This is a genomic window from Myceligenerans crystallogenes (genome assembly GCF_039529775.1).
Lineage (GTDB): Bacteria > Actinomycetota > Actinomycetes > Actinomycetales > Cellulomonadaceae > Myceligenerans > Myceligenerans crystallogenes.
Map to the genome: position 1 here is coordinate 228024 of NZ_BAAANL010000002.1, position 21131 is coordinate 249154.

Consider the following 21131-nt stretch of genomic DNA (forward strand, 5'->3'; position numbering starts at 1 on the left):
GAACTCAGAGCAGGGGGCGCAGCGGGGAGATCAGCGCCTCGCCCAGCTTCGCCAGGCCCGAACGCCGCTCCCAGGCGCCCAGGGTCAGCTCGCGCGAGTTGGTCAGGTCGAGGCGGAACACGTCCTCCATGCGCGCCGCGAGCTTCTCGTCCACGATCTCCAGGTTCACCTCGTAGTTGCCCGTGAGGCTGAGGCGGTCGATGTTCGCGGTGCCGACCGTCGTCCAGCGGCCGTCGATCGTGGCGGTCTTCGCGTGCACCATCGCGTCCTGGTACAGGAAGATCCGCACCCCGCCGCGCAGCAACGAGGTGTACATGCCGCGCGCCAGCCAGTCCGCCACCACGTGGTTCGACCTGTGGGGCACCACCACGCGCACGTCCACGCCGCGGCGCGCGGCGGCCAGCAGGGCGGTGTGGATGTCGCGGTCCGGGATGAAGTACGCCTGCGTGATGTAGACGTGGCTCGTGGCCCGGTCGATCGCGTCCAGGTAGAGGCCCCGGATCGGGAACACGAGCTCGCTCGGCGCGTTGCGGGCCGCGCGCAGGTGCGGCATCCAGTCCGGGGAGCCGGCGTCGGTGAGCTGCGGCAGCCTCGAGGCGCGGTGCCGGTTCCAGAAGTCCACGAACGCGTTGCGCAGCTCCCACACCGCGGGCCCCTCGAGCCGCACGTGCGTGTCGCGCCACTGCGTGGCGTACAGGGAGCCGATGTTGTAGCCCCCGACGTAGGCGATGTGATCGTCGACGACCAGGATCTTGCGGTGGTCGCGCCCGGACTTGCGGAGGTTCAGCGCCAGCATCCCCGGGCGGAACACGGGGAACCGCAGCAGGTGCACGTCGGGCGGGAACCGGAAGAACGACTGCGGCACCACGAGGTTCGCGAACCCGTCGACCACCGCGTAGACCTTGACCCCGCGTGCCGCCGCGTCGATCAGGGCCTGCTTGAACTGCCGGCCGATCGCGTCGTCCTTCCAGATGTACGTCTCCAGCATCACGGTCTCGCTCGCCCCGCGGATCGCCTCGAGCATGGACTCGTACAGGTCGGCGCCGTAGGTGTAGATCGTGGTGGCGGTGTCGTCGATCTGCTCGGTCAGCGGCTTCTCGGCGGGGAAGCTCGCGGTCAGCGGATGCATCCGCCGCCGGATCGCGTCCGTCACGGTCAGCGCGACGGCCACTCCGACGGGCACGGCCGCGGCGACCAGCCCGGCCCGCATCGCGAACGTGCGCAGGCGCCCGATCAGCTCGGGGTCGATGTCGATGGTCAGTCCGGCGATGTCGCGGGTCGGCACTCTGCTCACGCTACCCGCCGGCCACCGTGCCCGCGGCATTTTTCGCGCTGACCGGCCCGCTTCCGGGTGGGTTTCAGGGCGATCACCCAGGATCACCCGGAGGCGGTCAGGGGGTGCGCCCGGACCGCGGCCGCCAGTTCGCCGTCGATGCGATCCAGGTAGACGCCCGTGGTGGCGATCGAGGCGTGGCCGAGGAGCTCCGCCACCACCTTGACGTCCCAGCCCTCGGCGACCAGGAGGGTGGCCGTCGTGTGCCGCAGGGCGTGCGGGGTGACCTCGCGGCGCACCTCGGGCGGCATCCGGTCCACGGCCCGGCGCAGCAGGGCGCGGATCGCCTGGGTGTCCACCCGGCGGCCGCGCCAGGACAGCAGCAGGGCCCGCTGCGCGTCGGCGTCGTCCGGGCGGCGCGCGGCCAGGCGCGGGCGCAGCTGCGTGAGGTAGGTGTCCAGCGCCGCGGCGAGCGGCGGGCTGAGGGTCACGCTGCGGACGGCCCCGCCCTTGCCGCGGATGCGCCACACCGCGGAGCCCGCGGGCTCCCCGCCGAGCTCGCGCGTGAAGTCCGCGGTCTCGGCCCGGGCCAGCTCGGAGACGCGCGGGCCGAGGATCAGCAGGAGCGCCAGCACGAGCCGGTCCCGCGCCGCCAGGTCCTGGTCGGGGCGGGCGGGGGCGGCGTCGTCGGACAGCAGCAGCGAACGGGCCGCGCCCGCGGACAGCGCCGTGCGCGCCACCCGCAGCGGCTCGCGGCTGCGCGCCGGGGGAGAGGCCCACTGCATCGGGTCGGCCTGGACCCAGCACTCGCGGGCCGCGTGCGTGAAGAAGCGGGAGACCGACTGGCGGAAGCGGTTGACCGTGGCGGTGGAGCGTCCCGGGCCGGGCTTGACACCGGGATCGGTGAAGCGCGCGTCCGGCGCGGACTGGTAGCGGACCAGGAGCGCGTCGACGTCGGGGCCGCTGATGTCGTCCAGGATCGTGGCCGGGCCGGCCAGGCGCGCGAACTCGGCGACGTCGCGCGAGTAGCTGCGGGCGGTGGCAGGGGAGAGGACCTCACGGACGGCGTCGACCTCGACGGCGGCCAGGTACCGTGCGACGGCTTCGGCGACGGTCAGACGTTCCAGACGCGGTGGTGCAACCATGCAGGTCAGACTATGTGCAGTGACTGACAGTGCTGTCCCGAACCGCCGGGCTCCGGCGTCCTCGGCCGCGCCCCCCCGGCCCGGGGTCGGGGGACGGGTGCGCAATAAGACCGTTGTGTTGCGATATACACCATTGTATGGCGGCAGTGGTCACCGACGTGCCGATCGATCAGGAACGACCGTGCCGATGAACGTCGCACGCCGGCATCGTTCCGCCGGTACGTTGCGTGCGCCGGGCCACGTCGCTCACGATGTCACGCCTCGAACGACAGCCGGCGTCACGCCGGGCCGTCAAGGTCCGTCAAGGTCGCGCCGCACGAGGAGGCGTCGCGGCAGGCGCGCGACCGGCTGTCGCGACAAGCCGACGACCCCCGCCGAGCCGCTGACGGCCTCGCCCGGGGGCGGCCCTCGATCCGTGAAATGACATAATGTTCATTATCGGTTCGCGCCGGAACGGCAGCAGGGAGCCGCCCGAGGGGCGACTCCCTGTGCACGACGACGTTCGTCGGACCCGGTCCTGGTGCTTACCGGTACTGCGCCGCGATCGGGCAGTCGAACGGGTCCGCCGCGCCGATCCCGACGCGGTTCAGGTACCGCACGATGATCCCGTAGGACTCGAACAGCCCCGTCTCCGTGTACGGGATGTCGCGCTCCGCGCAGAACTCGCGCAGGATCGGCCTTGCCTGCCGCAGGTTCACGGACGGCATCCGCGGGAACACGTGGTGCTCGACCTGGTAGTTCAGGCCGCCCATGGCGATCTCGGTGAACCATCCGCCCTTGATGTTCCGCGAGGTCAGCACCTGACGGCGCAGGAAGTCGACCGAGTTGTCCTTCGGCAGCAGCGGCATGCCCTTGTGGTTCGGCGCGAAGGTCGCGGCCATGTAGAAGCCGAACGTCATGAGCTGCACCACCAGGAATGCCGTGCCCAGCACCGGCCCCAGCACCAGGTACACCAGCGCCGTGAAGCCGACGAGCCGCACGCCCAGCAGGGTGAACTCCCAGCCGCGGTGCTTGACGCCGGGCGTCGTGACCAGCGACCGGATCGCGCTGGCGTGCAGCACCGGGCCGAACAGCGTGATCATCGGGAAGAACAGCCAGCCCTGCCGGCGCGTGACCCAGCCCATGAACCCGGTGCGGCCCGCCGCCTCGCCGGGCACGAACACGAGCGTGCCGGTGTCGATGTCGCCGTCCTTGCCGATGACGTTCGGGTTGGCGTGGTGCTTGTTGTGCTTGCGGGTCCACCAGCCGTGGCTGAGCCCGGTGACGAGGTTGCCGATGATCCGCGAGAACCACTCGTTGCGCCGGCCCGAGCGGAACACCTGCAGGTGCGCGGCATCGTGCGCGAGGAACGCCCCCTGGGTGAACAGCACCCCGTACAGCACCGCCACCGCGAGCTGCCACCAGGTCTGCCCCAGCGTCAGCAGCAGCACGGTCGCCACGGCCAGCCCGGCCGCGAGCAGCGCGGTGCGCAGCACGTAGTACCCGTACCGGCGCTCCATCAGGCCCTGCTCGTTCACGAGCTCGGCGAGATCGAAGTAGTCGTTCGTCTGCTTGTTGCGCGCAGAACGCGGCTGGCGCGGCGCCCGCGCGTCGGCGGCCGGGAGGACCGGCGGGGCGGTGGTGGTCGTCATGAGGCCAACGTAGGAACACGGTTACCCCCGGCGCGTCACCCGCAGGAGCCAACCTGACCCCCTACGCAGGTAGCGGGTCGGCGTCGTCGGACGGCAGCGTGGCGGTGAGCTCGAACCCGCCGTCGGCGGTGGCGCCCGCGGTGACGGTCCCGCCCACCGCGGTGACGCGCTCGCGGATCCCGGCCAGGCCGAGGCGGGCCCCGGGCGTGGGTTCGTCGTCGCGGTCCGGCGGGGAGTTGATGACGTGGACCCGCAGCTCGTGGCCGTCGTCCTCGACGGTGACGGCGATGAACGAGCCGGGCGCGTGCCGCAGCGCGTTGCTCAGCGCCTCCTGGACCACGCGGAACGCGGTGAGCCCGACCGCCTCGTGCACCTCGGCGTCGGTGCCCGAGTAGCTGATCTCGACGCCCGACGCGCGGGTGGACTCGACGAGCCCGGCGACGTCGCCCAGCCCGGGCAGCGGCGCGGTCGGCGCGTTGTCGTGCCCGCGCAGGATGCCGAGCAGGCCGCGCATCTCCCCCAGCGCCCGCCGGGACGACGTGGCGATCTCCTCGAACTCCCGCACGACGTCGTCGTCCAGCCCGGGACGCCGGTAGCGCGCGGTGGACGCCTGGACGGTGATGACGGACATGCTGTGCGCGACGACGTCGTGCAGCTCGCGGGCGATCCGGTTGCGTTCCTCCAGCTCCCGCCGCCGGCCCTGCTCGGCGGCGCTGAGCCGCTCGGCCTGCTCCATGCGGACCATGCTCAGGATCCACAGCCGCGCGATCACGCCGACGAGCGCGACGCCGCCGCTGAGCGACACCAGGACGACGCCGTTGGCGACGGCCTCCTCGCTGGTGCCGTCGGTGACGAGGATGGGGACGACGACGGTCTGCATCGCGCCCACGGACCACAGGGACGCGGCCCAGTACCAGGGATGCCGCAGCGCCAGCACGAACACCGTCAGGGAGTGGGCGAGCAGCACGGTGACGGGCCAGGGCCACGGCCACTCCGGCCCGGCGCCCGCGGTGATGACCATCAGCGGCACCGCGCCCGCGACCGACGCCGGCAGCCCGGCCCACGGCCAGCGCACGGCCAGGATCGCGGCGGCGGAGTGCACGAGGGTGCCGGCCATCGCGGCCGCGGAGTTGGCGCCGTACCCGGTGGTCGTCACGGGCCAGCCGACGGCGACGAACGTGAAGGCCGCCACGGTGACCAGCGACCAGAGCCAGACGACCTCACGCCGGGCGATCGAACCGGTGGCGAGGTCGAGGCGCGTCAGGGAGCGCATCCGCCAGAACCGTGCGCGGCGGGGCGCGGCGGCGGGCTGCGGCGTGTCGTGCGGGGTGTCGTCCATCGTCGGTCAGATTATTCGCTCGGACCGGCCGCGTGCTTCCCTCGCGAGAGGGAATCCCGGCGAAGGCCGGGCGGGTGCCGGACGGGCCGGGTCATACCTGAGGGTTACCTTGTTCCCATGTCGCCAGCCGCCGCCCCCGCCGGACATTCCGCCGACGGCACCATCCGGGTGCTGATCGTCGACGACCAGTCGATGATCCGTGCCGGGTTCGCCGCGCTCCTGGACGCGCACGAGGGGATCACGGTGGTCGGCACCGCCGACGACGGCGCGGGGATCACCGGGATCGTCGGCCGCGTGCGACCCGACGTCGTGCTGATGGACATCCGCATGCCCCAGGTGAACGGGCTGGACGCGACCCGCGCGATCATGGCGATGCCCGGCACGCCGCCGAAGGTGATCATGCTGACCACGTTCGACGCCGACGAGTACGTGTTCTCCGCGCTGCGGGCGGGCGCCAGCGGATTCCTGCTGAAGGACTCCCCCGCCGAGGAACTCACCCACGCGGTGCGCACGGTGGCCGCCGGGGACGCGCTGCTGTCCCCCCGGATCACCCGGACCCTCATCGAGGACTACGCGGCGCGCGGGTCCGCCCCCGCGTCCCCCGACGTCACCCTGGCGGGCCTGACCGAGCGTGAGCTCGACGTGATGCGGCACGTGGCCGCGGGCCGCTCCAACGCGGAGATCGCCGCCGCGCTGCACCTCGCCGAGCAGACCGTCAAGACGCACGTCTCGCGCGTCCTGAGCAAGCTCGGCCTGCGGGACCGCACGCAGATGGTGGTGTGCGCGTACGAGACGGGCCTGGTGCGGGCGGGCCGGTAGGCACCGGCCCGCCCGCACGTCGCCGGCCGGCGAGGCCACCTGGCCGGCCCGCCTCGTCGGCCCGCTCCCCGGCCGGCTCAGGAGGCCGCCGCGGTCACGCCGACGTACTCGGCCAGATGCTGTCCCGTCAGCGTCGAGGCGTCCGCGACCAGGTCGGCGGGCGTCCCCTCGAACACGATCCGGCCCCCGTCGTGGCCCGCGCCGGGCCCCAGGTCGATGATCCAGTCCGCGTGGGCCATCACCGCCTGGTGGTGCTCGATCACGATCACCGACTTGCCCGCGTCGACCAGCCGGTCGAGCAGCTTCAACAGGTTGTCCACGTCCGCCAGGTGCAGGCCCGTGGTCGGCTCGTCGAGGATGTACGTGCCGCCCTTCTCCCCCATGTGCATGGCGAGCTTGAGCCGCTGGCGCTCGCCGCCGGACAGCGTGTTCAGCGGCTGTCCCAGCTTCAGGTACCCGAGGCCCACGTCGGCCAGGTGCCCCAGCACCTTCCGCGCGGCCGGCACCTTCGAGTCGGCCGCGCCGAAGTACTCGTGCGCCTGGGCCACGGACAGGTCGAGCACCTCGGCGATGTTCCGGCCGCCGAGCCGGAACTCGAGCACCGCGGCCTGGTACCGCTTGCCGCCGCAGTCCTCGCACGGCGTCGCGACGGTCTCCATGAAGCCGAGCTCGGTGAAGATCTGGCCGTTGCCCTTGCAGGTCGGGCAGGCGCCCTCGGAGTTCGCGGAGAACAGGGCGGGCTTGACGTCGTTCGCCTTGGCGAACGCCTTGCGGATGGGTTCCAGCATCCCCGTGTAGGTGGCGGGGTTGGACCGGCGCGATCCCTTGATCGCCCCCTGGTCGACGACCACGACGCCGGCGCGGCCGGTCAGGTTCTGGTGGATGAGCGAGCTCTTGCCGCTGCCCGCCACCCCCGTGACGACCGCGAGCACCCCGGTGGGCACGTCCACGTCCACGCCCCGCAGGTTGTTCTGGCTCGCGCCGCGGATCTCCAGCGCCCCCGACGGGGTGCGCACCTGCTCCTTGAGCGCCGCCCGGTACCCGAGGTGCCGGCCGGTGAGCGTGTCCGCCGCCTTCAGCTCCTCGACCGTGCCCTCGAAGCAGATCGTCCCGCCGTCGGCGCCCGCGCCGGGCCCGAGGTCCACGACGTGATCGGCGATCGCGATCGCCTCCGGCTTGTGCTCGACCACCAGCACCGTGTTGCCCTTGTCCCGCAGGTCCAGCAGCAGGGTGTTCATCCGCTGGATGTCGTGCGGGTGCAGGCCGATCGTCGGCTCGTCGAACACGTACGTGACGTCCGTCAGGGCCGAGCCCAGGTGCCGGATCATCTTGGTGCGCTGCGCCTCTCCCCCGGACAGCGTGCCCGCGGGCCGGTCCAGGGACAGGTAGCCCAGGCCGATACCGGTGAACGCGTCGAACAGGTGCAGCAGGGCCTGGGTCAGGGGCGCCACGCCGGCGTCGTCCACCGTGCGCACCCACTCGGCGGCGTCGGTGATCTGCATGGCGCAGACCTCGGCGATGTTCTTGCCCCGGATCCTGGCCGAGCGGGCCGACTCGTTCAGCCGCGTCCCGTCGCACGCCGGGCACCTGCCGAACACCGCGGCCGCCTCCACGAACCGGCGCACGTGCGGCTGCAGCGACTCGACGTCCTTGGAGAACATCGACTCCCGCAGCCGCGGGATGAGGCCCTGGTAGGTCAGGTTCATGCCCAGGGCCTTGACCTTCGTCTTCTCCTTGTACAGGAGGTCCGCGCGCTCCTGCTCCGTGTAGTCCTTGATCGCCTTGCCCGGGTCCACGAACCCGGACTCCGCGTAGCCCTTGACCAGCCAGCCGTCGGCCGTGAAGCCCGGCACCAGGATCGCGCCGTCGTACAGGGACCTCGACTCGTCGATGATCACCGACAGGTTCAGGTCCGAGACGCTCCCCCGGCCCTCGCACTGCGGGCACATCCCGCCCAGGTACACCTGCTCGCGCACGACGGCCTTGTCGACCTTCCCGCCGGCCTTCTCGGTCTTCATCACGCCGCTCGCCGTGGAGGTCGGGATGTTGAACGAGAACGCCGGCGGCGGGCCCACGTACGGCTGCCCGATCCGGGAGAACAGGTTCCGCAGCATCGCGTTCGCGTCCGTCACCGTGCCCACCGTGGAGCGGACGTTCGCGCCCAGGCGCTCCTGGTCCACCAGGATCGCCGTCGTGATCCCCGCGAGGTGGTCCACGTCCGGGCGCGGGAGCGAGGGCATGAACCCCTGCACGAACGTCGAGTACGTCTCGTCGATCAGCCGCCGCGACTCCGCCGCGATCGTGCCGAACACGAGCGAGCTCTTGCCCGACCCGGACACCCCGGTGAAGGCCGTCAGCCGCCGCTTCGGGATCTCGACGTCGACCCCCTGGAGATTGTTCTCCCGGGCGCCCGTCACCCGGATCAGGTCGTGCGTGTCGGCCGGGTGCCCGGCTCTCGTCGTGTGGTCGTTCATGACCTCGTCCATGCCTCGTCTCCGCTTGCGGTGCCGGTGATCTGGTACCGGTGATCTGCTCATGCGATCCTGACCCGAACGCTACTCCGGGACACTGACACGCACCCCGGACCGGGGCGTTCATCCCGCCTGGTTGATGCGGACCATGTTCCCCGCCGGGTCCCGGAACGCGCAGTCCCGCGCGCCCCAGTCCTGGTCCATCGGCTCCTGGATGACCTCCGCGCCCGACGCCGAGACCTTCTCGAACGTGGCGTCCAGGTCCGCGGCCTCCAGGACGATGCCCGCGTACGTGCCCTTGGCCATCATCTCCGCGATGACCTTGCGCTCGTCCCCGGTGATCCCCGGGTCCGCCGCGGGCGGCGTCAGCACGACGGCCGACGACGCGCCCGCCGGCGCCACCGTGATCCAGCGCATCGCGCCCTGACCGACGTCCTGGCGCACCTCGAAGCCCAGCACGTCGCGGTAGAACGCGAGCGAGGCCTCGGGGTCGTCGTGCGGGAGGAAGGTGTTGCGGATCGTGACCATCGTGTTCGGGCCGGCGTTCGTGCCTGCGTTCGTGTTCGTGTTCATGGGCACGACGCTAGGCGCCCGCCGGAACCAGCGCTTCTCGATTCCTGACCGGACGCGTCACCGTCCGCGCCACGCAGGGCACCAGCCCCGCCACCCCCGAGGCCCGTTCGTCGGCCGCCAGCCGCCGGTACTCGCTCGGCGGCATCCCCACCAGCTCCGAGAACCGCGTGCTGAACGTCCCCAGCGACGAGCAACCCACCTCGAAGCACACGTCGGTCACGCTGATGTCCCGCGTGCGCAGCAACGTCATCGCCCGCTCGATCCGCCGCGTCATCAGGTACGAGTACGGCGACTCCCCGTACGCCCTGCGGAACTCCCGGCTCAGGTACCCCGCCGACAGATGCACGCCCGCGGCCAGCGACATCACGTCCAGCGGCAGCGCGTACTCCCGGTCCATCCGGTCCCGCACCCGCCGCAGCAGCCGGAGCAGCTGCAGGCGCTCGCGGTCGGCAGGGGCAGGGATCGGCGGGGTCGCTGGGCCGGCGGTGACGCTCATGCTGCGATCGTCGCCCGGCGACGGCGCCGAGTCCAGCCCGCCGGGCACCCCCGTGAACCGGCCGCGCCGCGCAACCCGCTCCCGTCCGCCCGGCGCGGCGTGTTGACACGCCCGGATCCCCGGCCCCGGGAAGTCACCGGATTGCCCATGGAAACCACCTCCTGACCGATTCCCGCCACGCATCGTGATCCGAATGTAATCGAGTTTCACAACCGTTCTCGCCGTCCCGTGCGTTCCTGGAATGGACGGCGCCCGGCAGGGGACGCCGCGCAGCAAGGGGGTACCACCATGAGCACCACGATCGACGGCGGAAACCTGGGCTTCGGCACGAGGGACGCGCACACCGACGACGGCACCCGGAACTACACCGCACCGCAGGAGATCAGCTGGTGGATCCCGCTGGTCGCCTCCGCCGGGGCGCTGGTGGTGATGGTGGTCGCCGGCAGCGTGCTGTTCGGGCAGGTGCTGGCGACCGCGATCGGCGCCCTGTGAGCCGGTGACGCCCGGCGGTGACGCCCTGGGCGCGGGAACCGGCGGCTCCCGGACCTCCGGTGCACCGCGGCGCGTCACCGCGGCGGTGCACCGGAGCAGTACCGGGACCGCCGCTCAGCGCACGGAGGACACGTAGTAGTCGTTGCCGACCGTCCACGCCGCCCAGCCGAACGCGGCGAGCAGGCCGAGGGCGATGACGAGGTTGATCACGGGGTAGCGCCGGTCGCCCGGCTCCCGGATGGCGGGCGCCGCGGCCAGCCCCGCTCCGCCGAGCAGCAGCACGAGCGTGACGAACCAGATGGGGAACACCCAGGCGCCGCTGCTCATCACGTCCGCGACCGCGTTGGCCCACGTGTCGACCCAGGAAGGGGCGCGTTCGGCGAGCCGGTTCCCGGAGGCCTGCGCCTCCGCGAGCCAGAGCCCCGCGTAGGGGACGCCGAGCCCGAGGGCCGCCAGCGCGCGCCAGTCGATGACCGTCAGCTTCGCCATGGGTCGTGTGCCCTCCGGTGTCGAGGCGAGGTGTTGTCCAAGTTGTGACAATCCGCAAACCATTGTGCATTCACGCAGGCCAGAGTGCCACTAGTGGGTGTCATCCGAGTGGACACCGCGGCGCCGCCCGGGTGTAGGAACGCTTTCACCCCTGATTCAACTTTCGGACCGTTTCACCTGGTGGCACGCTATGCGCGAGGGTCCATCGCGCAGTCTTCCACGTCCCCCAGCGTCGCGCGACACGCCTTCATCCCCTCAGGCGTTGTGGCAAGGGAGCTGGACGCAATGACATTGGCGCGGTCGGACACCGGCAAGCCCGCGTACGCGGTCGCCGGAATCACCACCACCGGACTGGACCCGGACCGGGACACCGTGCGGGATCTCGCGGTCCTCCGGCTCGACGAGCGCGGCGGGTTCGTCGACGAGTGGCACACGACGCTGGACGACGGCGCCTTCGCGGACCAGGGCCTGACGGTGCGGAACCTGCTGTCGCAGATGGCCGTCGTCACCCACAACGGGCGCCTCGGCGTGGAGATGCTGCGCCGCGCGCTCGCCCGGGCGGGCTGGGAGGTCCCGGCGCTCGCCCAGGTCACCACGCTGGAGGCGAGCTTCGCCTACCTGCCGCGCCTGGGAAGACGCCGCCTCGCGGACTGCTGCACCGCCGCGGGCGTGTCCGGCCCGGACGGCACGGCGCCCGGCGAGGCGCGCTCCACGGCGGAGCTCCTGGCCCGGTTCATCTCGCCCGTGCCGGGCGTCGCCCCGGTCCGGGACCTGACGAGCGTGACGCTGCGCGCGTGGGTGTACCCGTGGCCGGAGCACCCGTCGCGCGGCATCGTGCCGCTGCGCGCCACGCGCCGCCGGCCCGCGCCGGCGCCGCCCGCGGTCCCGCTGCGGCACCTCAACGCACGGCAGCTGGCCGACGGCGTCGCGGGGACCTTCGGGCACGAGCACGCCTACCTGTCCCTCCTGGCGGACGCGCTGGCGACCGGGCGGCTGCGGGAGTCCGACGCCGCCGGGGGCAACGGCCGGCGTGCGACGAACGGCGCGGCGTCGTCGTCGGCCCTGAGGACGCTCGGGCAGGTCGCGGCGCTGCTGCACGTGCCGGACCTGGCCCGGGTGCACCGGTTGTTCGTCAACACGCTGGTCGCCCAGGCGATCGACGAGGACCGGTACGCGCAGGAGGAACGGCAGGAGCTGTTCCGGCTCGCGTCGTTGCTGGGCGTGCCGTGGTCGGTGGTGCTGGAGCCGATCGTGGAGGCGACGCCGCTGGACTTCCCCAAGATCGTGGACAACACCGGGGCGGCGCACGTGCCCACGGTCACCCGGGGCGCGAGCCCGAAGGTGATCCGCGCGTGGGCGGCCGAGCAGGGGTACGTCATCGAGCCCGAGGAGAAGATCCCGTGGAACGTGGTCCGCGCGTTCGAGGAGGCGCACGAGGAACAGAACTGAGCGGATCCCGGCGCTGACACCCCGTCGACTCTTCCGGGCATGTCGGGCCCGCGGGAGGCATCATGGACGTGACGTGTCCGATGTTCCCGAAACGACGCACAGGAGCGGCGCGGCACCGGCAAGGTCAGCGGTCAGGTATCTGTTCGAGGAGGAGATGCTCGTGGCACGGACAGGAGCGCGCAGCAGGGCCCTCGCCGTCACGGCGTGCGTGGGGGCGCTGCTGGTAGCCGGCGGGTGCGGGCAGATCGGCGGAGCGCCGCCGCCGGACGAATCGGAGACCGCCGAGCAGTGCGCCTCGCTGCTCGGGGCGGACGCGGGCGGGCGGATCGTCATCGGGATGCACAGCGACCAGCCCGGCATGAACTTCCAGGAGGACGACGCCCGGCGCAGCGGGTTCGACTACGAGTTCGCCAAGTACCTGGGCGAGTACTGCGGGATGACGGTGATCGAGCAGGACGTCAGCACGCCCCAGCGGCAGGAGCTGCTGCAGGACGGCGTCGTGGACGTCATCGTGGCCTCGTACTCGATCACCGACGCGCGCAAGCTGGAGGTGTCGTTCGCCGGCCCCTACCTGAAGACGAAGCAGGGCGTGATGGTCGGCGCCGGCTCGGGGATCGAGTCGGCGCGGGATCTCGCCGGCCGCAAGGTGTGCGCGGGCCGGAACAGCACGTCGTGGGACCAGATGATCAAGAACCTGCCCGGCATCACGGCCGTCGAGGCCGAGGGTTTCGGCGAGTGCACCGAGAGGCTCCTGGACGGCGAGATCGACGCCGTCACCACCGACCAGGTGCTGCTGTACGGGTACGAGCACGAGTACTCCGGCCTGCGGGTGCTGCCCGGCGAGCAGTTCGGCAGCGCGGAGCTCTACGGCATCGGGCTCCGCCACGGGGACGTCGAGCTGTGCGAGTTCTTCAACCAGGCCATCAAGGACTACGTGCACAGCGGACGCTGGGTCCAGCAGTTCAAGAACAACCTCCCCGAGCACCTCGACCCGGACGACTTCAAGCCGGTCGACCACGACCTCACCGAGTGCCCGGACCCGGAGGCGGAGCAGTGAGCGGCCGCGGGATCTTCGCCCAGTCCGTCCGGTCGGCCGAGCGCAAGAGCAGGTTCAGCCTGGTGGGCGGGATGATCGTCGTCGTCGGCGCCGCCATCTGCGTCGTGGCGATCGTCCTGGAACCCGAGGAAGGGCGGTCGTTCGTGGACGTTGCCGCCATGCTCCTGAGCTACATCGGCCTGATCCTGGTCATCCAGCAGAGCTACACGCAGTTCATGGACGTGCCGGAGCCGGCCAGCCGTACCGCGTGGGACCGCGTCTGGGACCTCGCGACGAAGCGGCCCCGGATCGCGATCGCGGCGCTGGTGATCCTCATCCTGTCCGGCACGTATCTCACCTGGTACTACACCTCGGCGTCCGGGCAGGTGGTGACCGGGCACATCACGGCGTCGAAGGTGACCGCCGACGGCACCGGGCCCGGCGCCCGGCCGAACGCCGGGTCCGGTGCCGAACCGGCCGGCCTCACCGACTGCTATCCCGCCGGCGGCCGGGAGACCGGCAAGCGGAACGAGGAGTGCGCGGCCGTCCGGATCCAGGTGCCCGGGGAGCCTCCGGCCCGCGGCCACGTCGACCTGACCCCGGTGCTGCAGAACGAGGGCACCACCGGGTCGTGCGTCTCCCCGGCCCACATCGTGCTGACGCCGGTCGTCGACGGCGTCGTCCGCCCCGGCGTGACCGGCTCGTCCGGCCACTCCGTCGACGTCCCGATCGACAACGCCACCCGCGACGCCTACATCCTGGCCGAGATCGACAACCAGCACGACGACGCCGAGTGCAAGGTCACCCTGACCATCACCCGCGCCGTCCTGCACGACTGACGCCGCTCACCCGCCCGGGTAGCCCTGCGGGTTCGCCGACTGCCAGCGCCACGTGTCCTGGCAGATCTCCTCGATCGTGCGGGTCGCGGTCCAGCCCAGCTCCGTGTTCGCGCGCGCCGGGTCCGCCCAGAACGCCGCCAGGTCGCCCGGGCGCCGCGGCCCGATCTCGTACGGCAGCGTCCGCCCGGTCGCCCGCTCGAACGCGTGCAGCATCTGCAGCACCGACGTCCCCCGGCCCGTGCCCAGGTTGTACGCCCGCACCGGCTCGTCCAGGTCGTCCAGGTGCTCCAGCGCCGCCACGTGCCCCTCGGCGAGGTCCATCACGTGGATGTAGTCCCGCTCGCACGTGCCGTCCGCCGTCGGGTAGTCGTCGCCGAAGACGGTCAGGCGCTCGCGGCGCCCGACGGCGACCTGCGCGATGAACGGCATGAGGTTGTTGGGGATGCCCTGCGGGTCCTCGCCGATCCGCCCGGACGGGTGCGCGCCCACGGGGTTGAAGTAGCGCAGGAGCGCGACCTTCCAGCCCTCGTGCACGGCGGCGACGTCGGACAGCACGCGCTCGATCATCACCTTCGTCTGCCCGTACGGCGACGACGCCGACAGGTACTCGTAGTCCTCGGCGTAGGGGACGGGCGCCTTCTCCCCGTAGACGGTCGCGGAGGAGGAGAACACGAACTTGTTCGTGCCGCTCTTCTGCATGGCCCGCAGCAGGGAGAACGTGGCGTCGAGGTTGTTGCGGTAGTAGTCGAGCGGCTTGCCCACGCTCTCCCCCACGGCCTTGTACCCGGCGAAGTGGATGACGGCGTCGATCCGCTCGTGCTCGAACAGCTGCACCGTCTTGTCGGTGTTGGTCAGGTCGAACGCGTGGAAGGGCACGTGCTTGCCGCTCAGCGCCTCCAGGCGCCCCTGCACGGTCGGCTTGCTGTTGGAGAAGTCGTCCACGACGATGACGTCGTGCCCGGCCTCGAGCAGGGAGAGGACCGTGTGGGAGCCGATGTATCCGGCTCCGCCGGAGACGAGAACGCGCATGCCTGCAATGTACCCGGACTCGCCGAAATCGCGTGGCGGCTTCGCCTTCCGGACGCGGCGGTGCCATCCTTGGGCGCACAAGCTTCTTCTCCGTGGCCGTGCGCCCACCCGCGATCCCACGCCACGGATCTGCCTCACTGTTCCGCGTGCCTCATCGCAAACCGTGCCGCCCGCCGTCGGATCGTTTCGACCTGTCTCGTCCCGGCGTGTCCCGCGGCATCACAGGAGGAAGAATCCCCTTGGCCCTGCCCAGTCCCAGCTACACGATCACCCTGCGCGTGGAGGTCCCGGCCTCGCAGCGCGCCACCAGCACCGTCGTCGGCGCCATCGCCGACGCCGGCGCCGCGGTGACCGGCGTCGACATCGCCCACTCCACGCACGAGGGTCTCGTCGTGGACGTCACGTGCGACGCCGTCGACGCCGGACACTCCGAGCGCATCGTCGCCACGCTCGACACCCTGCCCGGCGTGCGGGTCGCGAAGGTCAGCGACTCGACGTTCCTCATGCACCTCGGCGGCAAGATCGAGGTCACGACGAAGACGCCGATCAAGACCCGCCGCGACCTGTCCCGCGCGTACACGCCGGGGGTAGCGCGCGTCTGCCAGGCCATCGCGAAGAACCCCGAGGACGCCCGCCGCCTGACGATCAAGCGCAACACGGTCGCCGTCGTCACCGACGGCACCGCCGTGCTGGGCCTGGGCGACATCGGCCCGGCCGCCGCGCTGCCCGTCATGGAGGGCAAGGCGGCGCTGTTCAAGGAGTTCGGCGGCGTGGACGCGTGGCCCGTCTGCCTCGACACGACGGACACCGAGGAGATCATCCGCATCGTCAAGGCGCTCGCGCCGGTGTACGGCGGCGTGAACCTGGAGGACATCGCCGCGCCCCGCTGCTTCGAGATCGAGGCCCGGCTGCGCGAGGAGCTCGACATCCCCGTCTTCCACGACGACCAGCACGGCACCGCGATCGTGGTGCTGGCCGCGCTGATCAACTCCCTCAAGGTGGTCGACAAGAAGCTGTCCGAGGTGCGGATCGTCGTGTCCGGCGTCGGCGCCGCGGGCAACGCGATCATCCGGCTCCTGAAGGCGCAGGGCGCGCAGCACGTCGTCGCGTTCGGCCGCGGCGGCGCGCTGCGCGCCGGCGAGCTGTCCGGCGACGTGCACCGCGACTGGATCGCGCGGAACACCAACGCCGAGGACTTCACCGGCACGCTGGCCGAGGGCCTGCGCGGCGCGGACGTCTTCGTCGGGGTGTCCGCCGGGAACATCCTCACCGGGGCCGACGTCGCGCAGATGGCCGACGGCGCCGTCGTGCTGGCCCTGGCGAACCCGACCCCGGAGGTCGACCCGATCGCCGCGGGCGAGACGGCCGCGGTGGTCGCGACCGGCCGGTCGGACTACCCGAACCAGATCAACAACGTGCTCGCGTTCCCCGGGCTGTTCCGCGGCCTGCTGGACACGGGCGCCACGGAGATCACCACGGAGATGCTGCGGGTGGCGGCGGTCGCGATCGCGGGCGTCGTCGGCGAGGACGAGCTGAACAGCTCGTTCATCATCCCGGGAGTGTTCGACCCGCGTGTCGCGGAGGCCGTGGCGGACGCGGTCCGCCACGTCTCCGCGAAGTAGGCCCACCGCACCGGAAAGCACCGCCCCGCGGGGATAACCTTCCCGTGTGGCGTACACGGAGCAGCGGACCGACAGGTCGGGGCGCACCGTCCACGTGGGCAGATACCGCGTGGACGGGCGCCTGCGGTCGACCCGGCAGATGGCGTCCCGGCGTGACGCCCTCGCCGAGGCGCGCCGCCAGGAGGAGGCCGGGAAACGATCCGAGTGGATCGACCCGGCCGCCTCCCGCGTCACCGTCGCCGAGTGGTTCGGGACCTGGCAGGCCGGCCGCGCGGACCGCGCCCCCCGCACCCTGGAGGCCGAGCGCGAGCGCTTCCGCACCCTGGTCGCCCCGCACTTCGGCGGCACGCCCCTGCGCCGCGTCACCCACGAGGACGTCACCCGCTGGTCCGCGACCATGACCGCGGGCTCCGGCGACGTCGCCTCCCCCGCCCGCCGCCGCGACGCCGTGCGCCTCCTGGTCGCGCTCCTGGACGCCGCCGTCGACGCCCGCCGCCTGCCCGCCAACCCCGCCCGCTCGGCGTCGGGCAAGGTCACCGCCCTCCCCCGCGCCCCCAAGACCAAACCCCACCGCTACCTCACCCACGACCAGCTGCGCCGCGTCGCCGACGCCGCCGGCCCGCCCGGCACGCCGTCGCGCACACTGATCCTCACCGCCGCCCTGACCGGCCTGCGCTGGGGCGAGCTCACCGCCCTGACCACCGCCGACGTCGACCCGCTGCGCGGCCGCCTCCACGTCACCAAGGCGTGGACCCGCCTCGACGACGGCACCCTCCTGCTCGGCGACACCAAGACCCACGCCCGCCGCGAGGTTCCCCTGCCCGCCGCGGTCGCCGCCGACGTCGTCGCCCTGACCACCGGCCGCGCCCCGTCCGGCCTCCTCTTCCCGGGCGCCACCGGCGCCCCGCTGCGCCGCGAGAGCTTCGACCGCTCCGCCTTCCGCCCCGCGGTCCGCGCCGCCGGCACGGCGGTCGCCGTCGCCGACGGCCTCGTCACGAGACTGCTGTCCGACGACGACGCCGCCGCGCCCGCGCTGCGCACCGCCGGACGCCTCGTGTACGACGACGCCCTGGCGGGCCGCGTCCGCCGCATCCAGGCCGCCCGGGACCTGCGACCCGACGGCGTCTGCGGGCCCGAGACCTGGGCGGCGCTCGCGGAGCTCGACCGGGAGTTCCGCGCGGACCTGACCCGCGGCGAGAAGGTCAGCCGCACCCGCCTGCTCGCCGCCCTGTCCCGCACGACCCTGACCCCCGGCGCCGAGGACTTCGACACCCTCACCCTCCACGACCTGCGCCACACCGCCGCCTCCCTCGCGATCGCGGGCGGCGCGAGCGTCAAGGCGGTCCAGCGCCTGCTGGGGCACGAGTCCCCGATGCTCACCCTGTCCACCTACGCGGGTCTCTTCGAGGACGACCTGGACGCGGTGGGCGACCTCATGTCGGCGGGCTTCACCGCCACGGCGGCGCCGCCGGCACCCGAGACACCCCGGCTGCGCGCGGTAACGTGATCGACAACGGCAACCCACCGAACCCCTTTCATTACCACGGCACGCCCGCCTGTGCACGTTTTAGCGCGCGCCGTCACGCTTTGACCTGACAAGTGCGAGGCCTCGTGTTTGACTCCCGGCCATGCTCGCAACCGGACACAGAAGGGCGCACATGGACCACGACCACACCGGCCCGCGCAGGCCGCTGGAGGAGATCCTCGACGACCTCATCGAGGGCCAGGCCAGACTCGAGAAGGGCCAGGCAACGATCAAGAAGCAGCTCGACGGCGAACTCCTGGTGATCGACAAGGGCCTGGCAGATCACAGCCAGAAGCTCCACTGGACCGGCCAGAAGCTCAACGACAGGTTCGACCACGTGGTCGGCGAGATCAAGGAGCTGAACACCAGGTTCGACAAGCTGGACACGAAGCTCGACAAGGTCGACCAGAAGCGCGCGGCGGAGCACGCGGCCCTGGAGCACAAGATCGACGCGACGTTCGAGGACATGTACGGCAAGTTCGCCGCGGTCAACGGCCGCCTCGACTCGATGGACGCAAAGTTCGAGGCGAAGTTCGAGGCGATGGACGCAAAGTTCGAGGCGAAGTTCGAGGCGATGGACGCAAAGTTCGAGGCGAGGTTCCAGGCGGTCGACACGCGGTTCGAGTCGGTGGAGAGCAAGCTCGACCAGATCCTCGCGCACCTCGCGCCCTCGACGAACTGACCCGGTAGTCGGTTTCGTCAGCGAGCCAAGGCCGCCGCCCGGGCACCAGCCCGGCCCGGCGGCCTTCGCCGTCGCATCTCCCCACCGTCATGTCCCGCCGTTGCGGGTCTCCCGGTCGCGGGTGACGATCGGCAGGTGATCTTCACCAGGGAGCAGGCGCGGCGCCGCGGCGGCGTTGTCAGGTCCGCGGTCCTCCTGCTGTTTCTGGGTGGCGCCCTCGGCGCCGTCGTCGCCGGTGCGACGGCCGTTCCGGCCCGTGCCGAACCCCCGGTGACCCTCGGCTCGTCCGACATCGCCGACCCCGACGACATCCTGTCCCCCGCCGAGGAGGCGGAGGTCCAGGAGGCCCTCGACCGGCTCGACGACGGCGAGGTGCAGCTCTTCGCCGCCTACGTCGACAGCTTCGACGGCACCGACCCCGTCGCCTGGGCGAACGCGTCCGCCGAGAACTCCGGGCTGGGCGCGAACGACCTGCTGCTCGCCGTCGCGGTCGACGACCGGCAGTACGCCCTCGCCGTCCACGACGAGACCCCCCTTTCGGACTCCCGCGTCGACGACATCGAGCGGGCCGCCGAGTCCGCGCTGCGCGACGACGACTGGCCCGGCGCCGCCGTCGCCGCGGCGGACGCGGTTCCGGGCACGGCGAGCGGCGGAGGCACGGGCCTGCTGGTGGGCGGCGTAGCCGTCGCCGCGGTCGCCGGCGGTCTCTACCTCTTCTCCCGGCGCCGCCGGGCAGCGCAGCAACAGGGACGGGACGACGACGTCGTCGGGCACGACCGTGGCACCACACCGCCCGCGGCACCCGAGCTCACCCTCGACCAGCTCGACAAACGCGCCGCCGCCGAGCTCGTCGACATCGACGACGCCCTGCGCACCTCCGAGCAGGAACTCGGCTTCGCGCAGGCGGAGTTCGGCCTCGAGGCCACCAGGACGTTCCAGGCCGCCCTCGACCGCGCACGCGCCGACGCGCAGCAGGCGTTCACGATCCGCAAGGAACTCGACGACGAGATCCCCGAGACCGAACCCCAGCGGCGCCACCTGCTCGGCGAGGTCATCACGCTCACCGAACGCGCCGCCGACACCCTCGACGAGCAGTCCGCCGCGTTCGAGAAGCTCCGGAACATGACCCGGCGCGCCCCGGAACTCCTGGAGGAGACCGCGCAACGCTGCGCCGAGGTGCGCGAGCGCGTCCCGGTCGCCCGGCAGGAGCTCTCCACCCTGTCCACGACCTGGCCCGCCGCGGCGCTGGCGTCCGTCACGCGCAACCCGGACCAGTCCGAGGCCCTCCTCAAGAACGCGCTCGAAGCCGTCGCCAAGGGACGCGACGCGCACGCCGCGGGCAACGACTCCATCGCCGTCGCCCACGTCCGCGGCGCGCAGAACGCCCTCGGGCAGGCCGTCCGCCTCCTCGACGCCGTCCACGACGCCGGCACCACGCTCGCCGAGGCCGGGCCACGGCTGCACCGCGCCATCGCGTCCGTCACCGGCGACCTCGCCGACGCCGAACGGCTCGCCCCCGAGGCCGGCACCGTGACCGCCGCGGTCCGCGAGGCGCAGGAGGCGCTCGCGGACGCCCGGGCGGCGACGCCGTCACCGGGTACGGCCGGCGGCGACCCGCTGGCCGCGCTGTCCCGCCTCGGCACCGCCGAGTCCGAGCTCGACGCCGCCCTCGCCCCGTTCCGCGAGCAGGCCGAGACGCGGGCGCGGGTCGCGGGAAGGCTGTCCGACGCCGTCGCGCGGGCGGACGCCGCGATCCGCGCCGCGGACGAGTACATCGAGACCCGGCGCGGCGCCGTCGGCGCACGGCCGCGCACGCTGCTCGCCGAGGCGATCCGGCAGCTCGGCGACGCCCGGCGGCTGGGACGGGACGACCCCGAGCGGGCCCTGGCCGCGGCGACGCAGGCCGACCGGTCGGCGTCGGGCGCGCTGTCGCTGGCCCGCCAGGAGGCCGAGGACGCCCTCGACGACGACTGGATGCCGGGCGGGTTCGCCGGCGGCGGCCGGTACGGCCGTTCCGGTGCCTACGGACGCCGGGGAGGTGGCGGCTCCGGCCTCGGCTCGGTCCTGACCGGCATGGTGCTCGGCGGCATCCTGTCGGGCGGCGGTGGAGGTGGTGGTGGCGGGTTAGGCGGGGGCTTCGGCGGCGGATCCGGCGGGGGCGGGTTCGGCGGAGGGAGCCGGGGCGGGAGGTTCTGACGGCGTCGTCCCGCACGACGGCGTC

General features: G+C 72.3%; 18 protein-coding genes. 9 read left to right on the forward strand and 9 right to left on the reverse strand.

The features are described from left to right. Nucleotides 1-4 precede the first annotated feature (4 nt). The 4 genes from ABD208_RS05765 to ABD208_RS05780 form a co-directional block, all read right to left on the reverse strand. A complete protein-coding gene (locus tag ABD208_RS05765) occupies nt 5-1285 on the reverse strand; it encodes a phospholipase D-like domain-containing protein (protein WP_344100458.1) in 1281 nt (426 codons plus the stop codon). A 92-nt stretch (nt 1286-1377) separates the two neighbouring features. Next, entirely contained in the window at nt 1378-2418 is a 1041-nt protein-coding gene (locus tag ABD208_RS05770) for a tyrosine-type recombinase/integrase (protein WP_344100460.1), read from the reverse strand. Between the two features lie 524 nt (nt 2419-2942). Beyond that, entirely contained in the window at nt 2943-4049 is a 1107-nt protein-coding gene (locus ABD208_RS05775) for a fatty acid desaturase family protein (RefSeq protein ID WP_344100462.1), read from the reverse strand. Nucleotides 4050-4110: 61 nt separating this feature from the next. Further along, a complete protein-coding gene (locus tag ABD208_RS05780; protein ID WP_344100464.1) occupies nt 4111-5388 on the reverse strand; it encodes a sensor histidine kinase in 1278 nt (425 codons plus the stop codon). 117 nt (nt 5389-5505) lie between these two features. Between ABD208_RS05780 and ABD208_RS05785 the strand changes: the two genes are divergently transcribed. Then, complete coding sequence (locus ABD208_RS05785; protein ID WP_344100466.1) at nt 5506-6207, forward strand: response regulator; 702 nt, start codon at nt 5506-5508, stop codon at nt 6205-6207. 77 nt (nt 6208-6284) lie between these two features. On the opposite strand, the gene ABD208_RS05790 is transcribed toward ABD208_RS05785, so the two are convergent. The 3 genes from ABD208_RS05790 to ABD208_RS05800 form a co-directional block, all read right to left on the reverse strand. Next, nucleotides 6285-8693: an ATP-binding cassette domain-containing protein gene (locus ABD208_RS05790; protein ID WP_344100468.1), complete on the reverse strand. Its 2409-nt coding sequence runs from the start codon at nt 8691-8693 to the stop codon at nt 6285-6287. 108 nt (nt 8694-8801) lie between these two features. Beyond that, entirely contained in the window at nt 8802-9251 is a 450-nt protein-coding gene (locus tag ABD208_RS05795) for a VOC family protein (protein ID WP_344100470.1), read from the reverse strand. 10 nt (nt 9252-9261) lie between these two features. Then, a complete protein-coding gene (locus tag ABD208_RS05800; RefSeq protein WP_344100472.1) occupies nt 9262-9747 on the reverse strand; it encodes a helix-turn-helix transcriptional regulator in 486 nt (161 codons plus the stop codon). A gap of 288 nt (nt 9748-10035) precedes the next feature. Here ABD208_RS05800 and ABD208_RS05805 point away from each other — a divergent pair, with 288 nt between their 5' ends. Beyond that, nucleotides 10036-10239: a hypothetical protein gene (locus tag ABD208_RS05805; RefSeq protein WP_344100474.1), complete on the forward strand. Its 204-nt coding sequence runs from the start codon at nt 10036-10038 to the stop codon at nt 10237-10239. A gap of 114 nt (nt 10240-10353) precedes the next feature. Here ABD208_RS05805 and ABD208_RS05810 read toward each other — a convergent pair whose 3' ends face one another. After that, complete coding sequence (locus tag ABD208_RS05810) at nt 10354-10728, reverse strand: hypothetical protein (RefSeq protein ID WP_344100476.1); 375 nt, start codon at nt 10726-10728, stop codon at nt 10354-10356. Between the two features lie 285 nt (nt 10729-11013). On the opposite strand from ABD208_RS05810, the gene ABD208_RS05815 reads away from it, so the two are divergent. The 3 genes from ABD208_RS05815 (at nt 11014) to ABD208_RS05825 (ending at nt 14052) form a co-directional block, all read left to right on the forward strand. Continuing rightward, entirely contained in the window at nt 11014-12177 is a 1164-nt protein-coding gene (locus ABD208_RS05815; protein WP_344100478.1) for a hypothetical protein, read from the forward strand. A gap of 160 nt (nt 12178-12337) precedes the next feature. Continuing rightward, on the forward strand, nt 12338-13234 hold the full coding sequence (locus tag ABD208_RS05820; protein ID WP_344100480.1) for a transporter substrate-binding domain-containing protein: 897 nt from the start codon (nt 12338-12340) through the stop codon (nt 13232-13234). Continuing rightward, nucleotides 13231-14052: a hypothetical protein gene (locus ABD208_RS05825; RefSeq protein WP_344100482.1), complete on the forward strand. Its 822-nt coding sequence runs from the start codon at nt 13231-13233 to the stop codon at nt 14050-14052. Before ABD208_RS05820 ends, ABD208_RS05825 begins: the two co-directional genes overlap by 4 nt. A 6-nt stretch (nt 14053-14058) precedes the next feature. Here ABD208_RS05825 and galE read toward each other — a convergent pair whose 3' ends face one another. Then, nucleotides 14059-15081, reverse strand: a complete 1023-nt coding sequence (galE, locus tag ABD208_RS05830; protein WP_344100484.1) for a UDP-glucose 4-epimerase GalE — start codon at nt 15079-15081, stop codon at nt 14059-14061. 239 nt (nt 15082-15320) lie between these two features. On the opposite strand from galE, the gene ABD208_RS05835 reads away from it, so the two are divergent. From ABD208_RS05835 to ABD208_RS05850, 4 genes are all read left to right on the forward strand, one after another. Next, nucleotides 15321-16703 carry an NAD-dependent malic enzyme gene (locus tag ABD208_RS05835; RefSeq protein ID WP_344100486.1) on the forward strand — a complete coding sequence of 461 codons (1383 nt, stop codon included), beginning with the start codon at nt 15321-15323 and terminating at the stop codon, nt 16701-16703. A gap of 46 nt (nt 16704-16749) precedes the next feature. Further along, nucleotides 16750-18210, forward strand: coding sequence for a tyrosine-type recombinase/integrase (locus ABD208_RS05840; protein WP_344100488.1), 1461 nt, complete (start codon nt 16750-16752; stop codon nt 18208-18210). Between the two features lie 151 nt (nt 18211-18361). Then, nucleotides 18362-18910: a hypothetical protein gene (locus ABD208_RS05845; RefSeq protein WP_344100490.1), complete on the forward strand. Its 549-nt coding sequence runs from the start codon at nt 18362-18364 to the stop codon at nt 18908-18910. Between the two features lie 135 nt (nt 18911-19045). Further along, entirely contained in the window at nt 19046-21106 is a 2061-nt protein-coding gene (locus ABD208_RS05850; protein ID WP_344100492.1) for a TPM domain-containing protein, read from the forward strand. Nucleotides 21107-21131 lie beyond the last annotated feature (25 nt).